We start from the raw sequence: 20,098 nt of genomic DNA on the forward strand, positions 1-20,098 counted from the left end.
AGACACAAGCCAGTTTTCCCGCTCCATTCGAGCAGGAAAACGGGTCTTGTTTGTCTCTGACAGCGCAAAATTGCGCTTTTTCCTGTAGGAGTGGCGTGTAACGTGTCATTTTCTTTATACCCGGAAGGAGAATCAGAAAAGCGTTTTGTTCACTCGACATCGCTTCCTAGGGAAAAACAAGCAAGAGCGACCCTGCAGCGAAGCGAAGCGGCGCGATGCTTGTCCCAGGAAAACGATGCGAGACGAACAAAAAAAAGCGCAATCCTTCTCGTTAGAGAACAATTGCACTTATCTTCAGTCTCAAACAGATTCGATGTACTTCGAATCCGTTCAAAACATATTAGCGAACACGGTACAGACGAGCTTCGAATGGACGAAGTTCCAGTTCTGTTCCTTCGTGGTGCATCGTCGCATAGTTGCCAAGCAACATATTATCCGAATGCAAGATGATATCCGTATCGATTTCTGCTGTTTCGCCTTTTAAGTTCGTAACGATCAAGAACTGTTCGTCACCAAGCGTCCGTGTATAGGCATAGACTTTCGTATCTTCCGGTAAGATGAGATCGTACGCACCATAAATCAATGTCTCTTCCATCTTACGGATTTGAATCATTCGTTTATAGAAGTTCAAAATCGAGTCTTCGTCTTGTTCTTGTGACGCGACATTGATATCCGCGTAGTTCGGGTTAACACCGAACCATGGGGATTGATTCGAGAAGCCACCATTTTGCTCGTTCGTCCATTGCATCGGTGTGCGTGAGTTATCGCGGGACGAGTTCCAGATGACTTCCATGATTTCCTCATGTGTCTTCCCAGAAGCGAGTTGCATCTCATACATGTTTTTCGTCGCGACGTCATCATAATCCGAGATGTCCGGAAACTGAACGTTCGTCATCCCGATTTCCTGACCTTGATAGATGAACGGTGTGCCTTGCATGAAGAAATACATCATCGCAAGCGACTTCGCGCTCTCTTTCCAGTACTGTTCCTCGTCACCCCAAAGGGAGACCGAACGAACCTTATCGTGGTTTTCGAGGTACAACGCATTCCAACCGGTCGCTTCAAGTCCTTTTTGCCACTTCGTCAGCACTTGTTTCAGTTTGACGACGTCGACGCCTTTTTCCGCGTCGGCACGCCAGAGATCCATGTGTTCGAACTGGAATACCATGTTCATCTTGCCGTTCTCTTCTCCGACCCATAGATCTGCTTCTTCCGGCGAGACGCCGTTTGCTTCTCCGACAGTCATGATGTCGTATTTCGAGAATGTCTCATCCTTTAGCTCTTCAAGATACGCATGGATACCTTCGACGTTCATATGCATATCGAATGAAGGGACATACGGCATACCGAGCGGGTTCGGGAGATCGGCGAAGGATTGATCCTTGTTGATGTGACTGATCGCATCGATTCGGAAACCATCGATGCCTTTATCGAGCCACCAGTTGATCATTGTATAGACCGCTTGACGCATATCGCGGTTTTGCCAGTTCAAGTCTGGCTGACGACGGGAGAAGACGTGCAGGAAGTATTGCTCCGTCTTCTCGTCATATTCCCATGCTGATCCACCGAAGATACTTTCCCAGTTGTTCGGTTCTCCTCCATTGATCGCATCTTTCCAGATGTACCAATCGCGTTTCTCGTTGTCTTTTGACGAACGCGATTCAAGGAACCATGGATGTTCATCAGATGTGTGGTTGACGACGAGATCAAGTAACACTTTGATGTCTCGTTTATGCGCTTCTTCCATTAAGAGATCGAAGTCTGCCATTGTTCCGAACTCATCCATAATGTCTTCATAGTCACTGATATCATATCCGTTATCATCGTTCGGTGACTTGAACATCGGACAAATCCATAAAACGTCGACGCCAAGATCCTTCAAGTAATCCAGTTTTGCGATGATACCCGGAATATCGCCGATTCCATCGTTATTTGCGTCATAAAAGCTGCGTGGATAGATTTGGTATGCTACTGCTTCTTTCCACCAAGCTCGTGTAATTGTTTGTTGGGCCGTCTCAGGGCGCGGTATCATTTGTGTCATGTGTTAGAAATCCTCTCGTAGGTGAGTCATTAGTAGGAGTTAGGTATATTTGTTCGTCCTTCATTTTGTCTTGCGCAATCGGTTGCGCAAACCCTTTACTTTTATCTTATCAAATCCACTTTTAAAGTCAATGTCTCGAGGATGATTTCACCATTTCACATCAATGGGGATCACTCTTCGTTTACATCGAATATTTCAGTTGAATTTACATTACATTTACTGAATCATCCTACACTGTTTATCGGTCAATTTCTACCTTTTTGCATAACCTTTCCTTTCCAAAATGAATCTTTTTTTATTCGTTCGGGTATACCCTAACCAATGCACGTAAAAAAGGGGGATTTTCAAGATGAAGGGACAATTCTTTATTGGTGGACAATGGCTGGATCACGGACGAGAACGGACAGATGTCACGAATCCAGCAACCGGAGAAGTCGTCGGTAGCGTACCAAACGGAACAAAATCAGACGTCAATGATGCTGTCGAAGCAGCACGGAAGGCTTTTCCAGAATGGTCGAAGCGGACAGTATATGAACGCGCTGAACTCTTGGAAAAACTCTATGCCAAAATGATCGAGAAAAAAGATGAACTCGCCCGGTTAATGACGCTTGAGATGGGGAAACCGCTGGCTGAATCAGAAGGTGAAGTCCAGTATGCGGCAAACTTCGTCAAATGGTTCGCAGAGGAAGGAAAACGGGCATACGGACGTGTCATACCGACACACGATGCTTCTAAAAGACTTCAAGTCATCAAACAACCGGTTGGTGTCGTCGCCGCGATCACACCATGGAATTTCCCAGCAGCCATGATTACCCGAAAATTGGCTCCGGCTCTCGTTGCCGGATGTACGTTCGTCATCAAACCACCCACCGCGACTCCATTAACAGCACTTCGTTTACTTGAACTTTGTCAGGAAGTCGGGATTCCAGAAGGCGTCGTCAATGCCGTTACAGGTAGCGGGAAAGCACTCGGTGAATCACTCGCGACACATCCGCATGTCGATAAGATTACCTTCACTGGTTCGACCGAAGTCGGACGGACACTGATGGCTCAAGGAGCAGAGACGATCAAAGCGATGTCGCTTGAACTCGGCGGGCATGCACCGATTCTTGTCTTTGATGATTGCGATCTCGATTTAGCTGTTGTGGAGACGATCAAGTCGAAATTCCGAAACGGCGGACAGACGTGTGTCTGCGGAAACCGGATCTATGTATCTGATTCGATTTATGACGCGTTCGTTGAAAAACTCGGTCAGGAGACGGCAAAATTGAAAACCGGGAACGGTCTGGATGCCGAAACAAAGATCGGTCCAATGATTAATAAAGCGGGTTACGATAAAGTTAAAAAACATGTCGATGACGCTACTTCAGCCGGTGCTCGTGTCGTCACCGGTGGAACAGGAACAACGGACGAGGAGAACGATGTCTATTATTATGAAGCAACCGTGCTCGCTGACGTAAAACCCGGCATGTTGATCATGAACGAGGAGACGTTCGGACCTGTCGCTCCCGTCCAGCGTGTCAGCTCTGATGAAGAAGCGGTTCGTTACGCTAACCAGACACCATTCGGTCTCGCTTCATACGTCTTTACGAAGGATTACGCGCGTGCCATTCGTGCGATCGAAGGGCTTGATTATGGAATCGTCGGCTGGAATGATGGGGTTCCTTCTGCGGCACAAGCACCATTTGGTGGAATGAAACAATCCGGTCTTGGACGCGAAGGCGGTAGTGAAGGACTCGAAGCGTATCTCGAGACAAAATACATCTCAATCGGTGGACTAGCATGAACGCGGCGGATTGGTTCGTCCAATGTTTAGAGGCAGAGGGAGTCACGCATATCTTCGGTGTTCCCGGTGAAGAGAACATCACATTGCTCGAATCACTTAGTCGTTCGTCGATCACGTTCATCACGACGCGTCACGAAACGAACGCTGCGTTCATGGCAGCGATGTTCGGTCGCCTGAGTGGACGACCGGGTGTCTGCTTATCGACGCTTGGTCCTGGTGCGACTAACATGATGACGGGAATTGCGAGTGCAACGATGGACCATTCTCCTGTCGTTGCCATCACAGGACAAGGAGCACTATCACGGCAACATAAAGCGTCGCATCAAATGTTTGATCTCGTTGATCTATATCGTCCGGTCACGAAGTCAAGTACGTCCGTTCTGACACCAGAAGTGATTCCGGAAATCGTCCGTCGTGCCTTTGCGACGGCACAGAGCGAAAAGCCGGGAGCGACGCATATCTCTTTCCCGGAAGACGTCGCAAAACAAGAACGAGATCAACCTGTGACTCCTGTCAAAAACGACAGTGCTCCGACATATCTTCATCCGTTGACGATTGATGATCCGGACGCTTTACGATTGATCGAGCGATCGCAACGTCCTGTTATCATTGCCGGTTTCGGGATTCACCGTCAACACGCACTTGAGGCGTTTCGGGCATTCGTCGAACAGCTCGATGCTCCGGTCGTCGAGACAATGATGGGAAAAGGCTCCATCTCCTCACAACATCCGCTTGCCGCGCATACGATCGGTTTGCCGGATGTTGATTACAACCAACGAATTCTTGATGCGAGTGATTTAATCATTACGATTGGTTATGACATCACGGAACTGCCCCCGGAAAAATGGAATCCGAAAAAGACGCCGGTCGTTCATCTGGATACGAACCCTCATGAAATCGATGCCTACTATCCAGTCGTTTCAAATCTAGTCGGCAATCTTTCAGATGTATTGACCGTTTTGACGACTCTGCTTCCAAAGCGTTCCTGGAACGGTTGGCAACGGAATCGCGATAAGTTGCGCCAAGAGATTCAAGAAACATATTCCCTCGCGCTCCCTTTACATCCTCAAAGCATCGTTCGTGAGCTCGAGCGGACGGTTGGTGAAGCCGGAATGGTTTTCTCGGATGTCGGAGCACATAAAGTCTGGCTCGCTCGCCATTATCAAACGACACATCCAGATCAATTGTTCATTTCGAATGGGTTTGCTTCAATGGGCTATGGTTTATCGAGTGCACTTGCAGCCAAACTTCTCTACCCCGACCGACGTATCGTCTGCGCCGCCGGAGACGGAGCTTTTCTTATGAACGGTCAGGACCTCGAGACCGCCGTTCGTTTGAAGCTGCCACTTGTCGTATTAATTTGGCGAGACGGGACATATGGCCTCATCGAATGGAAACAACAACAAGCATATGGAAAATCATCGTACATCACCTTTGATAATCCGGATCTCGTTCAACTGGCTCATGCTTTCGGTGCGCTTGGACTTCGCGTCGGTGAACACGGTTCGCTTGCCCATTGTCTTGATCAAGCTTTCGCGAGCGATGGACCCGTATTGATTGACTGTCCGGTCGATTACCGGGAAAATCTAAAGTTAAGTGAACGTCTCCGGACGTATGGAGGGTGATATATTATGACACAACCACGTAAACTGCAATCTATTTCTGATTTTGATCAATTTGCGTCCGAGCATAGCGCGTTCGTGATTTGCAAACACAGTACGACATGTCCGATCAGTGCCGCAGGATTCTCAGAGTATACGAAGTTCGCGGATGAAACATCTGTTCCGACAGCATATCTCTTCGTCCAAGAAGCTCGGACCTTATCGAATCACATCGCTGAACACTATAATGTCCGACATGAGTCGCCACAAGTTCTTTTCATTCAGGACGGCAAATCTGTCTGGACAGCATCTCACTACGACATTACAAAGGATGCACTCGAAACGAACGTTCAGTAACGCTAACTATGAAACAAGCTTCTGGCTGTTTCAAACTGAAGACACAGCGCAATTTTCCTCTAATGAGAAGGATTGCGCTTTTTTATTTCCTACGAATCATTTTCCTCATTCAGAAAAACGCTTTCAAAACTACATAAAAAATAAAATTATCTTTCTTAGCTATTATTGTTTGTAATTCGAACTAAATCGGATTAAGATAAACTACAGATAGAACGACCGTATATAAATCTGTACCGTCCGTTTAGTTAGGAGGATATTCATGCAACAAAGTGCAACTCACACAGCTCGCGCTCCTTACGGCATCCTCGCCGTTTTGATGATCGGGGCATTCATTGCTTTCTTAAATAATACCTTGCTCAACATCGCCCTTCCTTCAATCATGAAGGATCTAGCGATCGAACCAGCTACTGCTCAATGGCTGTCGACTGGTTTCATGCTCGTCAATGGTGTCTTGATTCCGACATCTGCTTTCTTGATTCAAAAGTATTCGGTTCGTCGCTTGTTCTTATTTGCGATGACCCTCTTCTCGACCGGAACGATTCTTGCCGGATTCGCAGACGTCTTCCCTGTGCTGCTCGCAGGACGGATGATTCAAGCGTCGGGTTCTGCTATCATGATGCCGCTACTGATGAACGTCATGCTCGTCAGTTTCCCGATTGAAAAACGCGGGACTGCGATGGGCTTCTTCGGATTGATTATGATGGGGGCTCCAGCGATCGGACCAACGTTATCCGGTTGGATCATCGAGCACTATGATTGGCGGATGCTGTTCCACTTCATCACACCAATCGCCTTAATCGTTCTCGTTGCTGGTTTCTTCTTACTTCGTGACGTCAAGGAACGGTCTGCCGCTCAGATCGATCTGACTTCCGTTGCACTTTCGTCACTTGGTTTCGGTGGCTTATTGTACGGATTCAGTTCTGCTGGCTCTAAAGGTTGGGATAGTTTCCACGTCTATGGAGCACTGATCGTCGGGGTCATCGCACTCGTGACATTCATTCATCGTCAGCTGCATATGGAACGTCCGATGCTCAACTTCAAGATTTATCGTTACCCGATGTTCGCCTTGTCTTCTGCGATCTCGATGGTCGTCACGATGGCGATGTTCTCGGGCATGTTATTGCTTCCGATCTATGTCCAGACGATTCGCGGTATTTCACCACTTGATGCGGGTCTCATGCTGTTACCGGGTGCCATCTTAATGGCCGTCATGTCACCGATCAACGGGAAGCTGTTTGACAAAATCGGTGGTCGTCCTCTTGCATTGACTGGTTTGTTCATCACAGTCGTCACGAGTTATTACTTCAGTCAACTTGAGATGGATACGACGTATACGCATCTGATCATCCTGTATTCGTTACGGATGTTCGGGATGTCAATGGTCATGATGCCGGTCTCAACGAACGGTTTGAATCAGTTACCAACACGCTACTATCCACACGGCACAGCGATGAACAATACGTTGCAACAAGTATCTGGTGCAATCGGAACGGCCTTGCTCGTAACGATCATGTCAACGCATGCGAAGACTCGTGGCACAGAGCTCGCGACCGAAGCGGCGAAGAACATGACAAGTCAACCGACAGCTGAAGCAGCTGCTGCTTTAAAACAGCAGATTACGATGCAAGCGACGCTTGACGGAATCAACTATGCGTTCTTCATCTCGACGTTCATTGCTGGTCTAGCATTCGTCCTCGCCTTCTTCATTAAACGGGCGACACAAGCTGAAGACATCATTAGCGATCAACGCTCATTGAACGAAACGATCGTCAAACCGCAAGTCTCCAATCAATAAGTGCAAAAGCAGTCGCCTCTCGCGACTGCTTTTTTATTGTTCGAGCTATATACTTGTACCCCCCATACCTATGTGTTAGAGTAAAGATAACAAAAAGATCACTAAAGGAGGCACGACTATGGCACATGATCATCCCGTCGTTCCACGAACGAACGAAGAACAAGATGCCTTGATGAAACGATTAAAGCGTATCGAAGGACAAGTCCGCGGCATTGCCAACATGGTTTCTGAAGACCGGTATTGCATCGACATTTTGACGCAAACCGCATCGATTCAAGCAGCTTTGCGGCAGGTCGAACTGCAAATCATCGAACGTCACGTCAAAATGTGCATGCATGAAGTCGCAACTCGTCAAGACAGCACAGATGCTTACGTCGATGAGTTGATGGCAGTCATTGCCCGTCTGAAAAAGTAAGGAGGGTTTTCTGATGTCAAAAACGATTGAGTTTGATATTGAAGGCATGACATGTGCCGCCTGTTCCGCTCGGATTGAAAAAGTCCTGAACCGGATGGACGGCGTCGAAGCAACGGTCAACTTACCACTCGAGACGGCTCGTGTCTCGATTTCTGATGCCTATGATGATCAAGCGATTATCGAAAAAATTCGCAAAATCGGCTACGAGGCCACGGTCAAACAAGCACCACACGCAACAAAATCGAATCGTCGGATGCTGTATCGCTTCGTCATCGCAGCCGTTCTTTCGCTCCCTTTGCTCGCGAGCATGCTGACACATATTCCGAATAGTCCATTTCATCTTCCATTCTTGATGAATCCATGGCTACAATTTGCTTTAGCGACACCGGTTCAATTCATCATCGGTGCACCCTTTTATAGCGGGGCTTATAAAAGCTTACGGAGCGGGAGTGCTAACATGGATGTCCTTGTCGCGCTCGGGACATCGGCAGCCTACTTCTATTCCGTTGCTGAAATGCTGTTCGTCTCTGATATGCCACACCTCTACTTTGAGACAAGTGCGATTCTGATTACACTCGTCTTGCTTGGGAAGGTTCTCGAAGACCGTGCGAAACAACAGACGACAGGAGCGATTAAAAGTCTGCTTTCCTTACAAGCGAAAGAAGCCATCGTTTTGGAAGATGGGCAGGAACGGATCGTTTCAATTGAGGCGATCCAAGCCGGGATGGTGTTACTCGTAAAACCCGGAAATAAAATTCCGACAGACGGTATTGTTCGCGCAGGTGATGCGTATCTCGATGAGTCGATGTTGACCGGTGAATCCGTTCCTGTTCATAAGACTGTTGGCGCATCCGTCATTGGTGGTACGCTGAATACGAACGGTTCCTTACAAATCGAGGCGACAAAGATCGGGCAAGCAACGGTTCTCGCACAGATCATTCGCGTCGTTGAGCAAGCACAGACGGAAAAAGCGCCGATCCAGCGCCAAGCCGATCGGATTTCTGGTGTGTTCGTGCCGATTGTCGTCGCCATCGCGCTTCTGACGTTAGCCGCTTGGTGGATGATCACCGGTTCCTTTGCGGAAGCGATTCGTCCTGCCATCGCGGTGCTCGTCATCGCTTGTCCATGTGCACTCGGACTTGCGACACCGACTTCGATCATGGTCGGAACCGGAAAAGGGGCAGAACGAGGTATTCTCTTTAAAGGAGGCGCTCAACTCGAAAATCTCCAACATGTCGATGCTATCGTCTTTGATAAGACCGGAACACTGACAGTCGGTCGCCCTGTCGTCGTCGAGACGTTCGGTACGGAGACAGCGCTCGATTTCGCTGCCGCGCTTGAACGGCAATCGGAACACCCTCTTGCTCGCGCCATCACAGCAGAACGGGATGTCGTCTTTGATATCGAACGGTTCCACGTCGAATCAGGACGTGGGATCACGGGACAAATCATGGGACATGATTTGATCGTCGGATCGGCGCGAATGATGCAGGAACGAAACATCGCCCTTCCTGACTGGACATCACCTGGAGCGACTCTCGTATACGTCGCTGTCGATGGAGAAGTCGCGGCCGGATACGCCATCCGTGACGCGCTAAAAGATTCAGCGAAAGAAACGATCCAGCGTTTGCGCCAGACAAAAGAAGTATATCTCTTGACCGGTGATCGCCGGGAAGTCGCCGATCATTTAGCAACAGAACTGGGACTGGATCCAGCGTTCGTCTTTGCTGACGTTTTGCCGATTGAAAAGGCAGATGTCATTCATTCACTTCAACAGACGAAACGTGTCGCGATGGTCGGAGACGGTATCAATGATGCCCCTGCTCTTGTAACGGCGGATGTCGGCATCGCGCTCGGTAGTGGAACGGACGTTGCCCTTGAAGCAGCCGACGTGACGCTACTTGGACACGACTTAAAACAAGTCTTACTTGCGATCGAGCTGAGTGAGCAGACGATGAAAAACATTCGTCAAAATCTCGTCTTCGCACTTGGCTACAATACGATTGGCATTCCGGTCGCCTTTCTCGGTCTACTTGCCCCATGGCTTGCGGGTGCCGCGATGGCATTCAGCTCTGTTTCTGTCGTGACGAATGCGTTACGATTAAAACGTACCCCACTATCTGAAGGAGGAACATCATCATGAAAGAAACAACATTATCTGTTATCGGTATGACATGCAATCACTGTAAAGCAAGTGTCGAATCAGCTCTATCTGAAGTCGAAGGTGTACAACAGGCAACTGTCTCACTCGAACAAAACCAGGTTACAGTCCAGCACGAGGATGTTCCTCGTGAACGTCTCGTCGATGCGATCGAAGAAATCGGCTACGATGTACCGACTGCTTAAATTTTCATGCCAAACTGCTTCTAACACGCAGTTTGGCTTTTTTATTTTTTGAAAAGCGGGAATGTACGGAGTAAGGAGGGGTTCGTATGGTACCGAAAATCGAATTCGTAGAACACTTCGACGACAACAAAGGAAAACGATTTAAAATCGAACTTTGGAATCTCGGAACCTTCACATTCAGTGCCGAGTCAGCTCGTGGACCTGTCACCCGTTTCACCTCCATTGACATTCAATTCGTTCAAGCTTGCGTTCAACGAATGCGCTCGATCGTGGACGCTAAAAAAGCATTTCAGGAAGATCAACCGGTCTAATCCTGTTCTTTTTCTATTCTCCTCATGGCACTTGCCATGAGTTTTTTTGTTTCCGGTCAATGTTTTTCAATATTCTCGTCTTTTTTTCGAAAATCAGTATCGCTTCGTCAAGATGAACCGATAAGAAACAGACATCATTTTATTCACATCTTGAGTATTGGAGGCAACTACGTGCGTAACCCTTTTAAAAGTAAGACTACTTCGGCTTATCAAGCTACCATCGGCTTTCCTGATTCCCGTCTCATCACAAAGACGGCAGATCCTGATCTCACATCCCGTCTCGTATACATGGGATATACAGAAGAACAGCTACAGACACTCAAATCGATGGCACCTGTCGTTCAAGGCATCTTAGATGAAGTCCTCGAGCAAGTGCTTGACCATCTATTATTGAATCCAGAGATGGCAACGATCGCGAAACAATCATCGACACGCGAACGACTGAAGAAAGTTTTCGCCGACTATTTCACGAGTCTACTGACAGGAAACATGGACGAGTCGTTCCTCGCGATGCGGACACGGATGGGACAGACGCATAAACATAACTTCGTTCCCGTCACTTGGTTCATCGCTTCGTATGCTGCGTTTCAGACGTTGTTGATTCCAAAAATCGTTGAACATTATCAGCATGACCCAGCGCAACTGACGACAGCAGTACTCGCCTTGACACATGCGATGAACTTAGATGCTCAAATCGTGACGAGCCAGTATGTCGATTCTCGTCTTCATGAAGTGACCGCAGCGAACGAGTCACGTCGTCAACTTTTGACAGACGTCGTTCGTGTCAGTCAAGAAGTTGCAAGTTCCGTCGAGCACACGGATCATGCCATCATTGAGACCAGCCGTCGTGCCTCACAAGTATTAGCAGAAACAGCTCAGACAGAGCAGACGAGTCAGCAACTCGTCCAAATGACGATTGCCAACGAACGACAGATGCAACAGATGGAGCAACAATTCGCTCAATCAACACAACAAGTCGGTACTTCGCTTGAAAGCATCCATGAATTGAAGACGACGTCGGATGACATCGTCCAGATGACGCAAAGCATCGAAGCAATCGCCAATCAGACGAACTTACTCGCGTTGAATGCTTCGATTGAAGCAGCACGTGCCGGTGAACACGGTAAAGGATTTGCTGTCGTCGCGACCGAAGTTCGAAACCTTGCCGAGAATGCGAAATCGTTGAGTAGCAGTATCAATGGTCTGATTCAAAAGAACAATGGTAATATCACACAACTCGTTTCTCAGATGGAAGACATCACACGTGCCAACACCGCATCTCAGCAAGAGTTGCAACAAGTTAAACAAGGAATTCAAACCGTTAAGAGTGAAATGGAGAATTCCCTCACTTTGTTTGGACGCAACAAAGAAAACCTCGGACAAATCGTCGAGACGATCCAAGGTCTCAGTAAGACGACACAAGGCTTGACGACATTGACGACGGATCTTGTCGCTGCTTCCGAAACACATTAAAAAATAGGCAATTCTTATACTCGGTTTTAACCGAAATAAGAATTGCCTATTTTACTTTACTCGTCTTGTTCTGCTGTGACGACAAGACGCTGATCGTATCCTTTTGATTCTGAAAACGTACCTATACATGAAATGAGCGTCAGTTTATTCATGACGGTCGCACCGAAGATTGATCCGACAGGTGCTTCATCGACAGGATAGGACATGACGTTCGTCACCACGTACGATACCTGTTGTCCTGCTTTTCCCGTCACTTCAATCCGTTGCCCTTTTTTCATCTTGGCTAAATCATAAAATACAGCGGGACCTTCTTGATCATCTAGATGTCCTGCTAGTACGACATTTCCGGTTTGTCCGGCTTTTGCTCCGTACTTATACCAAGCGACCTGATCGGTCTGTTTCGGAACATCCATCCGACCTTGTTTATCTTTCCCGACGACTTCGATGTTCGCTTTCACATCGAGCGTCGGAATTGTAATACGCGTTGGTATGAACGTCTCTTCGTCCACTTTTTCAGATGGAGTGGACGAAGAAGACGTCGTTGTTTCGGTTTGTTTTGGTTTTTCCGGCTTTGTAGCATCTGGAGGTGATCCCGATTGACATCCGGCTAATACGAGTAAGAGAAGAAGACTACTCTTAAGCGTTTTGTTTACGACGGACGACATACGCTGTTCCTACTAACAAGGCAGCTGCTGCTGCGACTGCCCATGGTGTAGCAGAAGCCGTATCAGATGAACCACCAAGTCCTGTTTCTGGCATTGATGCCATTTCACCACCATCTGGGATCAAGAGGACTTCAAATGCTGGTTCGCCTTCAAGTAAGCCGATTGCGAGTGCTGTATAGTTTTTGCCACTGTCGAGTTTGACGCCATCCAGTGCTTTGACGACATCCGTTGCGCCTGCAGGACGGACTTCAAGGTCATACGTACCTGCATCGAGTGTACCGTAGTCAGAGACTTTCGAGAATTCAAGGTTACTGAAGAGTGGGTCTCCACCTTTTGGTGCGACATCAACAGCTGGCGCATCTGGTGCAAAGTGTGCGACACGAACCATTGATTTTCCATCTTCGCCTTTACCGTTGTCTTCCATGACCGCGAGTTTGATATCAGCTAGTTTGCCGATTGCTGCGACCGAATAGAATTTACCAGCTTCTACGTTGAGTGTTTGAGAGAGCACAGGATCTTTCGTAGTTCCTGCAGCGAATACTTCTACTTTATGTTCGCCAGCTGGTAGTGTGAGGTAATCTGTGACATCTTTGAATTTTGCTCCTGATACCGCTTTTTTGCCATCGACCGCGATATCGACTGCCGGAGCATCTGGTGAAGCATGAATGACACGAACCATTGCGTCATCTGCTGCGCCTACTGGTAGCACGAATAGTGCAAACAGTAACGTAGCGGTCACAAACGATAAGAGTTTCTTCATCTTTTTTCCACCTTTCTGATTGTCAAATGTAAATCGCTCTCAAACCAATGTTCTTACACTTCAGAACATTTCCTTCGTGGTGACATCTTAAACTTAAGACACTGCCGTAAATGTGTAAAGATTTCAGTGTGCTATGAACTTGTGTTGAAAACACATTGACGTTCTTGAATCCGATGACAATCACGCTGTTCCTGGCATTGTTTGCACGCTTTGAGTTGACGATGACGAGCGGACAGGATGCCGTTTTGTTTCTAATCGGTATTTTTCTTAGTTCTGCCACCTGGTGAAGCATCCTGGCAAAGATCATACACCTGCTTAAACACCAGATTGCGACATTCGTTCTACGCGTCGTCCAATGGACATCTGTCAGTCTGATCATCGGATTCGGTGCATTCGGGGTCATTCAGTACTTCTTCTGAACAAAACAAAAGAGACCGACGTCACGTCTGGTCTCTTTTGTCTATTTATTTAATGAATCCAATCATCATTTCGCGTAATACTTTCGCTGCTGCGATCGCTGTCATATCCGATTGATCATATGCTGGGCATACTTCTACCAAATCAGCTCCGATGACGTCGACGTCTGCTCGCGCAATCATGTGAACGACTTCGAGTAGTTCCTTCGTCGTCACCCCACCGATTTCTTGTGTCCCTGTCCCTGGTGCTGCTGACGGATCAAGAACATCGATGTCGATCGTAACGTAGACCTTTTTACCGGCAAGTGTCGGAAGGACTTGACGAAGCGGCTCGACGATCTCGTATTTGAAGAGGTTGTAACCTGATGTCTTCGCCCATTCGAACTCTTCTTTCATACCTGAACGAATTCCGAATGAATAGCAGTTCTCTGGTCCGATCAAGTTCGCGATCTTCTTGAGTGGCGTCGAGTGCGACAATGGCTCTCCTTCATATTCGTCTCGTAAGTCCGTATGCGCATCAAAGTGAAGTACGACAAAATCATCATAGTGTTTATCGAACGCTTTGACGACGGGCCATGTGACTAAATGTTCGCCACCCATACCGAGCGGGAACTTGCCTGCTGTCAGTAACGAATCGACGTATTCTTCAATCATATCAAGTGATTTTTGAGCATTCCCGAATGGTAACGGGATATCTCCCGCGTCAAACAATTTTGCGTCAGCGATGTCACCATCTAAGTACGGGCTATATTCTTCTAAACCAAGTGAGACTTCACGGATACGTGCCGGACCGAATCGTGAACCCGGACGGAAACTGACCGTCCAGTCCATCGGCATGCCGTACAAAATTCCTTTTGCATCTTCGTGAGTCGGTTGACTCGCGATAAAGACTTTTCCTGAATATGCTTCATCAAAACGCATGATCCATTCCTCCTGTTCATTTGCCGTTTGCTGATGCAAACGCCTGTTTACCTGACAACAGAGCGATTTCGAAGATCGAAACCGCTCTGTTCATGTGTGTCTATAGTGACTGAACTCAGCCGTTCGTCAAATCTTTAACGAACTTCGGTAGCGCGAAAGCTGCCGTGTGAAGCTCAGGCGTGTAATATTTCGTATCGATCTCGTGGAAACGCTCTGGTGCGACAGCAAGCGGATCGTGTTTTTTTGATCCGATCGTAAACGTCCAAAGACCACTTGGGTATGTCGGAACGTTAGCGATATAGAGCTTCGTGATCGGGAAGATTTCTTTGACGTCGCGTTGAACATCACGGATCAAGTCTGGTGTGAACCATGGGTTATCCGATTGTGCGACGAAAATACCGTCTTCTTTTAATGCTTTTGAGATACCAGAGTAGAAGCCTTTCGTGAACAAGTTGACCGCTGGACCAACGGGTTCTGTCGAATCGACCATGATGACATCATACTCGTTTTCTGCTTCTGCGATATGCATGAATCCATCCCCAACGATGACTTCGACGCGTGCATCGTCCAATCCACCTGCGATGTTCGGGAGGTATTTTTTCGAATACTCGATGACTTTTCCGTCGATTTCAACCAAAACAGCTTTTTCGACGGATGGGTGTTTCAAGACTTCACGGATGACTCCGCCGTCTCCTCCACCAACGACCAGAACCGATTTTGGATTCGGGTGTGTGAACAATGGGACGTGCGCGACCATCTCGTGGTAAACGAACTCGTCCTTATCTGTCGTCATGACCATTCCGTCAAGTAACAACATCGTACCGAACTCGTCCGTTTCAACCATCTCTAGGCGTTGAAACTCCGTTTGTTCGCTCTCATAAACGTGGTTGACACGGAATGTGATACCGTAATCTTCCGTTTGGTGTTCCGTGAACCATAACTTTAATTTTTGTTCCATTTGCGATAGAACCCCTTTCTTTCATCAAGACAAAAGTTGTTCGTATGCGAGTGGCGTTTACGGCGCTTCTTAATCATACAAATGCGAGTATACCGAATTTCGAAAGAAACTTCTATATAATTCGAAAATTTTTGTCTTTCGTCTTTACTCGACGAACGTCACGATTTCATCAAGCGGACGACGTTGCTTCTCACGTTTGGGTTCGTCTGCCCGGTAACCGAATGCGACCATGACCGGCACCGTGAAAACAGAACGATCAAGCAGTCCACGATCGACGAGTAATTGCTCGACAGCTTGCTGGTCGAATCCTTCGATCGGGCATGAATCGACACCGATTTGTGCTGCCGTCGACATCATGTTCCCAAGTGCGATATAGGCTTGTTTAGCTGCCCAGTCTTCCATCGCTTTCGGGTTATCACCAATCGCGAAATCCTCCTCTAAAAACAGACCGTAACGCTTCGTCCGTCCAGCTTTCGCTTCTTCGGATAAACCAAGGAAATCCATCATCTGCTTGACATGCGGACCATCTGCCTGCATTTGTTCTCTGGTGCGGGCGAGGAACAAGACGAAGTGACTCGCTGTCGGCAATTGTCCTTGTGCGCCCCAAGAAATTTCTTTTAAGGCTTCTCGAATTTCTGGATTTTGAATAACGAGCATGTTCCATGGCTCATATCCGAACGAGCTCGGTGACAGACGCGCCGTTTCTAAAATGAACCGGAAATCATCTTCTGGGATCATTTGACCATTAAATGCCTTTGTTGCATGACGAGATTGAAATGCTTCAAGAATTGTTTGTTTTTGTTGTTGTTTTTCCATGAGAAATGCCTCCTTCAAAATGATGACTGCTTTTGTTATATCAAATCTGATTTTAGACCGCCTCTGATTTGCTCACATCAAGCTTTACGTTAGTTTTAAGACAAAACGGGAAATAATAGTATTAACGTTTTCTTTTTCTTTATTTCCACATTATTTTAAAAACGTTTGATTGCAATCTTTTTTGCTTACCCTTCCATGAAAAACATTGATTTCTTTATTCTCATTTCCCGGTCAATTTGCTTTTCCACACAAATGTTTGTTACGGTAGTACCCTGCGTGATTAGGTTTTGTTATCGGAACGATAGGGTAATGATAATGTCGTTGCCATCATTTGATACAGAACAACTATGTAAAATTCGAAAGAAGGTGTGGAACACGATGGAAAATAATCGAAAAAGTAAGATCACAAAAGTCTTTATGGTATCCGTCATTTTCTGTGTGCTCTTTACCATATGGGGAATCTTACCGGAATCCCTAATCGGTGCAGCTAGTCTCGGAAATGTCACAGCTCAAGCACAATCCTTTGTCTCTAACGGATTTGGCTGGCTTTATCTTCTCGGCATGAGTGCTTTTTTAATCATTGCTATCTTTTTAATCTTTTCCCGCTTCGGTTCAATCCGACTCGGTAAGGATTCGGAGCGTCCTGAATACGGTCTCATTTCTTGGTTTGCGATGCTCTTCAGTGCTGGTATGGGAATCGGTCTTGTCTTCTGGGGTGTCTCAGAGCCATTGACGCACTTCCATACACCGCCATTCGCAACAGATGATCCAACGGAAGCAGCACGCCTCGCGATGCGCTATTCATTCTTCCACTGGGGATTACATCCTTGGGCATTATACGCGATCGTCGCGCTTGCGATCGCTTACTCGACATTCCGAAAAGGACGTCCTGCTACGATTGGTGACACGGTCGCTTCACTGATGAAGCCTCGGTATGCTTCTGCCGGTAAAGGTACCGTCGAAGTACTCGCTATCGTCGCAACGGCATTTGGTGTCGCGACGTCGCTCGGTCTCGGTGCACAACAAATCTCGGGTGGACTGAACTTCCTAACGAGTAGTATTCCTAACTCCTTCCTGACACAAATGATCATCATTGTCATTGTGTCTGTCCTTTACATGATGAGTGCGGCATCAGGACTCGATAAAGGAATCGTTCGTCTCAGTAACGCCAACATCGTCCTCGCCGTTCTGTTGATGATTGGCGTCCTGTTTCTCGGACCGTTCAGTTTCATCATGGACCTTTTCGTGCAAACAACAGGTGCTTATTTGCAAAACTTACCGGTCATGAGTTTCCGGGCATCTGCCTTTAATCCAGACGAACGCGGCTGGATCAACGATTGGACGATCTTCTACTGGGCATGGTGGATTTCCTGGTCACCATTCGTCGGTACGTTCATCGCCCGTGTCTCGAAAGGACGGACGATTCGTGAGTTCGTCATCGGCATCATGCTCGTTCCAACGATCTTTGGTCTCCTTTGGTTCTCTGTCTTCGGTGGATCAGCGATTTGGAACGAATTGTTCCAAAATGTCGATCTGATCTCGACGGTCAACGATAAAGGGGTCGAAACTGGAATGTTCGCATTGTTTGAGACATTCGGTGGCTTAGGTACGTTCCTCAGTATCGTCGCCGTCTTCTTGATCACGACGTTCTTCATCACTTCGGCTGACTCCGCGACGTACGTTCTCGGTATGCTATCGTCTGGCGGTAGCCTGATGCCAAGCTTACGCATCAAGCTTGCTTGGGGTGTCATCCAGTCTTCAATCGCCGCTGTCTTACTTTATGCCGGAGGATTGAGTGCCCTACAGGCAGCAGCTGTTCTAGCCGCCTTCCCGTTCATCTTCGTCGTCGGAATGATGGTCATCGCTTTGTTCAAGGACTTATCGGATGAACCCGATGCGCAAAAAGAAGTCACCGATTTAAAACAAGATGCCTAAATCATTTTGATTTCCTCCTTCCGTCGCATACGGAAGGAGGTCTTTTTTGTTATCCTGAATTATGCGAAGTAGAAAGAAATGAGGTGGCTTATGCGAAAACATACACGCTGGCTAGTATCCCTCAGCGTCCTCGCCTTAGGAAGCTGGTTTTTATATCGTGAAAACAACATCATCGATGTCTCACAGGTGACGGTGGCGTCCAGCCGTTTACCGGAAGCGTTTAACGGATATCGCGTCGTGCAGATCGCAGATTTACATGGCAAGGCGTTCGGGAATGAACAAAAACGACTACTGAAGAAAATTGATCGCGAAAAGCCGGATCTCGTTGTCATGACTGGCGATTTGATTGACTCGAGGCGAAACGGAGAAGAAGCTGCCCTTACACTTATGAAAGCGCTCGTCGATCGATACCCTGTCTACTTCGTCACCGGGAATCATGAAGTCCGACGAAATTTAACGATTTTACCGAAACTTGAGCAGCTCGGTGTCACCGTTCTTCGGAATGAAACGCGTGTCATCGAGTATAAAGGACAATCGATTTCGTTACTGGGTATCGATGATCCGACGACGACACGTTGGCGCGAAGGACTATCAGAACCGGATGGGATTCGTCAAAGTCTCAATCAAGCACTGCAAGACGTATCGCCTGATGCGTTCCAGCTCCTGCTTGCGCATCGTCCGGAATATAAATCCTTGTATGCAGAGCGTTCCGTTGATCTCGTCTTATCTGGTCACGCCCACGGCGGACAGATCCGCTTACCTTTTACGGAAGGTCTGTATGCGCCTGGTCAAGGATTCTTTCCAACCGTGACGGCAGGCCGCTATCAGGAACAGCAGACTGAACTGATCGTCAGTCGTGGTCTCGGGAACAGCCTGTTTCCGTTTCGTCTGTTCAATCATCCAGAACTCGTCGTCCTGACGCTGAAACGACCATGAAAAAAGAACGTGTGCCGTGAACTGAACCAAAAAAGTTAGACAATAAATAATTTGTCAGGCGACCTTGAGGACCTGAGTCCGGTATTCCACCGGGCTCAGGTTTTTTAGTCGTCTCTTGATACGACGATGGTTATAGTACTCGATGTAACGCTCAAGCTCATATTTGAAGTGATCCATGTCATCAAACTCCTTGAGATACAGGAGCTCTGACTTGAGCACGGCGAAGAAGCTTTCGATGGCTGCGTTGTCGAGACAGTTGCCCTTACGGGACATGCTTTGCGTGATGCCATGTTCGTGGAGCGTACCAGTGAACGCTCGATACTGATAATGCCACCCCTGATCGGAATGAAGGATTGGGCGCGCCTCTCCGTCGAGCTTCGCGATTGCCTGGTCCAACATTTCGCCAACGAATCGGTATGTAGGGCGGTCCGATAGGGTATAGGCAATGATTTCACGGTTTCCCAAGTCCATCATCGGCGAGAGGTAGAGCTTCTCCCCGAATAGGTGAAATTCAGTGACGTCAGTCACCCATTTCTGGTTCAGACCGGTTGCCTTGAAGTCACGTT

The 20,098-nt window shown here is 47.6% G+C and carries 18 protein-coding genes; 11 read left to right on the forward strand and 7 right to left on the reverse strand.

What is annotated here, in order from left to right; genetic code table 11:
• Positions 1-340: 340 nt before the first annotated feature.
• Positions 341-2,041, reverse strand: coding sequence for a glycoside hydrolase family 13 protein (locus tag B4F99_RS09395; RefSeq protein ID WP_290757255.1), 1,701 nt, complete (start codon positions 2,039-2,041; stop codon positions 341-343).
• Between the two features lie 349 nt (positions 2,042-2,390).
• On the opposite strand from B4F99_RS09395, the gene B4F99_RS09400 reads away from it, so the two are divergent.
• From B4F99_RS09400 to B4F99_RS09440, 9 genes are all read left to right on the forward strand, one after another.
• Positions 2,391-3,827: an NAD-dependent succinate-semialdehyde dehydrogenase gene (locus tag B4F99_RS09400; protein ID WP_290757258.1), complete on the forward strand. Its 1,437-nt coding sequence runs from the start codon at positions 2,391-2,393 to the stop codon at positions 3,825-3,827.
• Positions 3,824-5,452, forward strand: coding sequence for an acetolactate synthase large subunit (locus tag B4F99_RS09405; protein WP_290757261.1), 1,629 nt, complete (start codon positions 3,824-3,826; stop codon positions 5,450-5,452). The genes B4F99_RS09400 and B4F99_RS09405 overlap by 4 nt, the downstream gene beginning before the upstream one ends.
• Positions 5,453-5,458: 6 nt before the next feature.
• On the forward strand, positions 5,459-5,785 hold the full coding sequence (ytxJ, locus tag B4F99_RS09410; protein ID WP_035411320.1) for a bacillithiol system redox-active protein YtxJ: 327 nt from the start codon (positions 5,459-5,461) through the stop codon (positions 5,783-5,785).
• A gap of 259 nt (positions 5,786-6,044) precedes the next feature.
• Entirely contained in the window at positions 6,045-7,580 is a 1,536-nt protein-coding gene (locus tag B4F99_RS09415; protein ID WP_214856200.1) for a DHA2 family efflux MFS transporter permease subunit, read from the forward strand.
• Between the two features lie 118 nt (positions 7,581-7,698).
• Positions 7,699-7,995: a metal-sensitive transcriptional regulator gene (locus tag B4F99_RS09420; protein ID WP_214748366.1), complete on the forward strand. Its 297-nt coding sequence runs from the start codon at positions 7,699-7,701 to the stop codon at positions 7,993-7,995.
• Positions 7,996-8,008: 13 nt separating this feature from the next.
• On the forward strand, positions 8,009-10,138 hold the full coding sequence (locus tag B4F99_RS09425; protein ID WP_290757266.1) for a heavy metal translocating P-type ATPase: 2,130 nt from the start codon (positions 8,009-8,011) through the stop codon (positions 10,136-10,138).
• The gene (locus B4F99_RS09430; RefSeq protein WP_035399161.1) at positions 10,135-10,341 is read left to right on the forward strand and encodes a cation transporter; all 207 of its coding nucleotides are present in this window, start codon (positions 10,135-10,137) and stop codon (positions 10,339-10,341) included. The genes B4F99_RS09425 and B4F99_RS09430 overlap by 4 nt, the downstream gene beginning before the upstream one ends.
• Before the next feature lie 86 nt (positions 10,342-10,427).
• On the forward strand, positions 10,428-10,652 hold the full coding sequence (locus B4F99_RS09435; protein ID WP_023466807.1) for a hypothetical protein: 225 nt from the start codon (positions 10,428-10,430) through the stop codon (positions 10,650-10,652).
• Positions 10,653-10,823: 171 nt separating this feature from the next.
• Entirely contained in the window at positions 10,824-12,125 is a 1,302-nt protein-coding gene (locus B4F99_RS09440) for a globin-coupled sensor protein (RefSeq protein ID WP_029343217.1), read from the forward strand.
• 56 nt (positions 12,126-12,181) lie between these two features.
• Here the strand turns inward: B4F99_RS09440 and B4F99_RS09445 are convergent, their stop codons facing one another.
• The 5 genes from B4F99_RS09445 to B4F99_RS09465 all read right to left on the reverse strand — a co-directional run bounded on the left by B4F99_RS09445 (position 12,182) and on the right by B4F99_RS09465 (position 16,661).
• The gene (locus B4F99_RS09445; protein ID WP_215148479.1) at positions 12,182-12,790 is read right to left on the reverse strand and encodes a class F sortase; all 609 of its coding nucleotides are present in this window, start codon (positions 12,788-12,790) and stop codon (positions 12,182-12,184) included.
• Positions 12,762-13,550 carry a DUF4397 domain-containing protein gene (locus B4F99_RS09450; protein WP_023466804.1) on the reverse strand — a complete coding sequence of 263 codons (789 nt, stop codon included), beginning with the start codon at positions 13,548-13,550 and terminating at the stop codon, positions 12,762-12,764. Before B4F99_RS09450 ends, B4F99_RS09445 begins: the two co-directional genes overlap by 29 nt.
• Positions 13,551-14,014: 464 nt before the next feature.
• Positions 14,015-14,887: an agmatinase gene (gene speB, locus B4F99_RS09455; RefSeq protein ID WP_023466800.1), complete on the reverse strand. Its 873-nt coding sequence runs from the start codon at positions 14,885-14,887 to the stop codon at positions 14,015-14,017.
• Positions 14,888-15,002: 115 nt separating this feature from the next.
• The gene (speE, locus tag B4F99_RS09460) at positions 15,003-15,845 is read right to left on the reverse strand and encodes a polyamine aminopropyltransferase (protein ID WP_023466799.1); all 843 of its coding nucleotides are present in this window, start codon (positions 15,843-15,845) and stop codon (positions 15,003-15,005) included.
• A gap of 144 nt (positions 15,846-15,989) precedes the next feature.
• Entirely contained in the window at positions 15,990-16,661 is a 672-nt protein-coding gene (locus B4F99_RS09465; protein WP_290757277.1) for an NAD(P)H-dependent oxidoreductase, read from the reverse strand.
• Between the two features lie 378 nt (positions 16,662-17,039).
• Between B4F99_RS09465 and B4F99_RS09470 the strand changes: the two genes are divergently transcribed.
• Both B4F99_RS09470 and B4F99_RS09475 read left to right on the forward strand, forming a co-directional pair.
• Entirely contained in the window at positions 17,040-18,596 is a 1,557-nt protein-coding gene (locus B4F99_RS09470; protein ID WP_290757280.1) for a BCCT family transporter, read from the forward strand.
• Positions 18,597-18,686: 90 nt separating this feature from the next.
• Positions 18,687-19,532 carry a metallophosphoesterase gene (locus B4F99_RS09475; RefSeq protein WP_290757283.1) on the forward strand — a complete coding sequence of 282 codons (846 nt, stop codon included), beginning with the start codon at positions 18,687-18,689 and terminating at the stop codon, positions 19,530-19,532.
• Between the two features lie 54 nt (positions 19,533-19,586).
• Here the strand turns inward: B4F99_RS09475 and B4F99_RS09480 are convergent.
• Positions 19,587-20,098: IS3 family transposase (locus B4F99_RS09480; protein WP_290757287.1), on the reverse strand; the 512-nt coding region annotated here is incomplete at its 5' end.

The organism is Exiguobacterium sp. UBA3491, from assembly GCF_002377745.1.
Taxonomy (GTDB): Bacteria; Bacillota; Bacilli; order Exiguobacteriales; family Exiguobacteriaceae; genus Exiguobacterium_A.

Excerpts from the sequence above, each read along its gene's own strand:
- B4F99_RS09395 (WP_290757255.1), bottom strand. The coding sequence starts at position 2,041 with ATGACACAAATGATACCGCGCCCTGAGACGGCCCAACAAACAATTACA.
- B4F99_RS09400 (WP_290757258.1), top strand. The coding sequence starts at position 2,391 with ATGAAGGGACAATTCTTTATTGGTGGACAATGGCTGGATCACGGACGA.
- B4F99_RS09405 (WP_290757261.1), top strand. The coding sequence starts at position 3,824 with ATGAACGCGGCGGATTGGTTCGTCCAATGTTTAGAGGCAGAGGGAGTC.
- ytxJ (WP_035411320.1), top strand. The coding sequence starts at position 5,459 with ATGACACAACCACGTAAACTGCAATCTATTTCTGATTTTGATCAATTT.
- B4F99_RS09415 (WP_214856200.1), top strand. The coding sequence starts at position 6,045 with ATGCAACAAAGTGCAACTCACACAGCTCGCGCTCCTTACGGCATCCTC.
- B4F99_RS09420 (WP_214748366.1), top strand. The coding sequence starts at position 7,699 with ATGGCACATGATCATCCCGTCGTTCCACGAACGAACGAAGAACAAGAT.
- B4F99_RS09425 (WP_290757266.1), top strand. The coding sequence starts at position 8,009 with ATGTCAAAAACGATTGAGTTTGATATTGAAGGCATGACATGTGCCGCC.
- B4F99_RS09430 (WP_035399161.1), top strand. The coding sequence starts at position 10,135 with ATGAAAGAAACAACATTATCTGTTATCGGTATGACATGCAATCACTGT.
- B4F99_RS09435 (WP_023466807.1), top strand. The coding sequence starts at position 10,428 with ATGGTACCGAAAATCGAATTCGTAGAACACTTCGACGACAACAAAGGA.
- B4F99_RS09445 (WP_215148479.1), bottom strand. The coding sequence starts at position 12,790 with ATGTCGTCCGTCGTAAACAAAACGCTTAAGAGTAGTCTTCTTCTCTTA.
- B4F99_RS09450 (WP_023466804.1), bottom strand. The coding sequence starts at position 13,550 with ATGAAGAAACTCTTATCGTTTGTGACCGCTACGTTACTGTTTGCACTA.
- speB (WP_023466800.1), bottom strand. The coding sequence starts at position 14,887 with ATGCGTTTTGATGAAGCATATTCAGGAAAAGTCTTTATCGCGAGTCAA.
- speE (WP_023466799.1), bottom strand. The coding sequence starts at position 15,845 with ATGGAACAAAAATTAAAGTTATGGTTCACGGAACACCAAACGGAAGAT.
- B4F99_RS09465 (WP_290757277.1), bottom strand. The coding sequence starts at position 16,661 with ATGGAAAAACAACAACAAAAACAAACAATTCTTGAAGCATTTCAATCT.
- B4F99_RS09470 (WP_290757280.1), top strand. The coding sequence starts at position 17,040 with ATGGAAAATAATCGAAAAAGTAAGATCACAAAAGTCTTTATGGTATCC.
- B4F99_RS09475 (WP_290757283.1), top strand. The coding sequence starts at position 18,687 with ATGCGAAAACATACACGCTGGCTAGTATCCCTCAGCGTCCTCGCCTTA.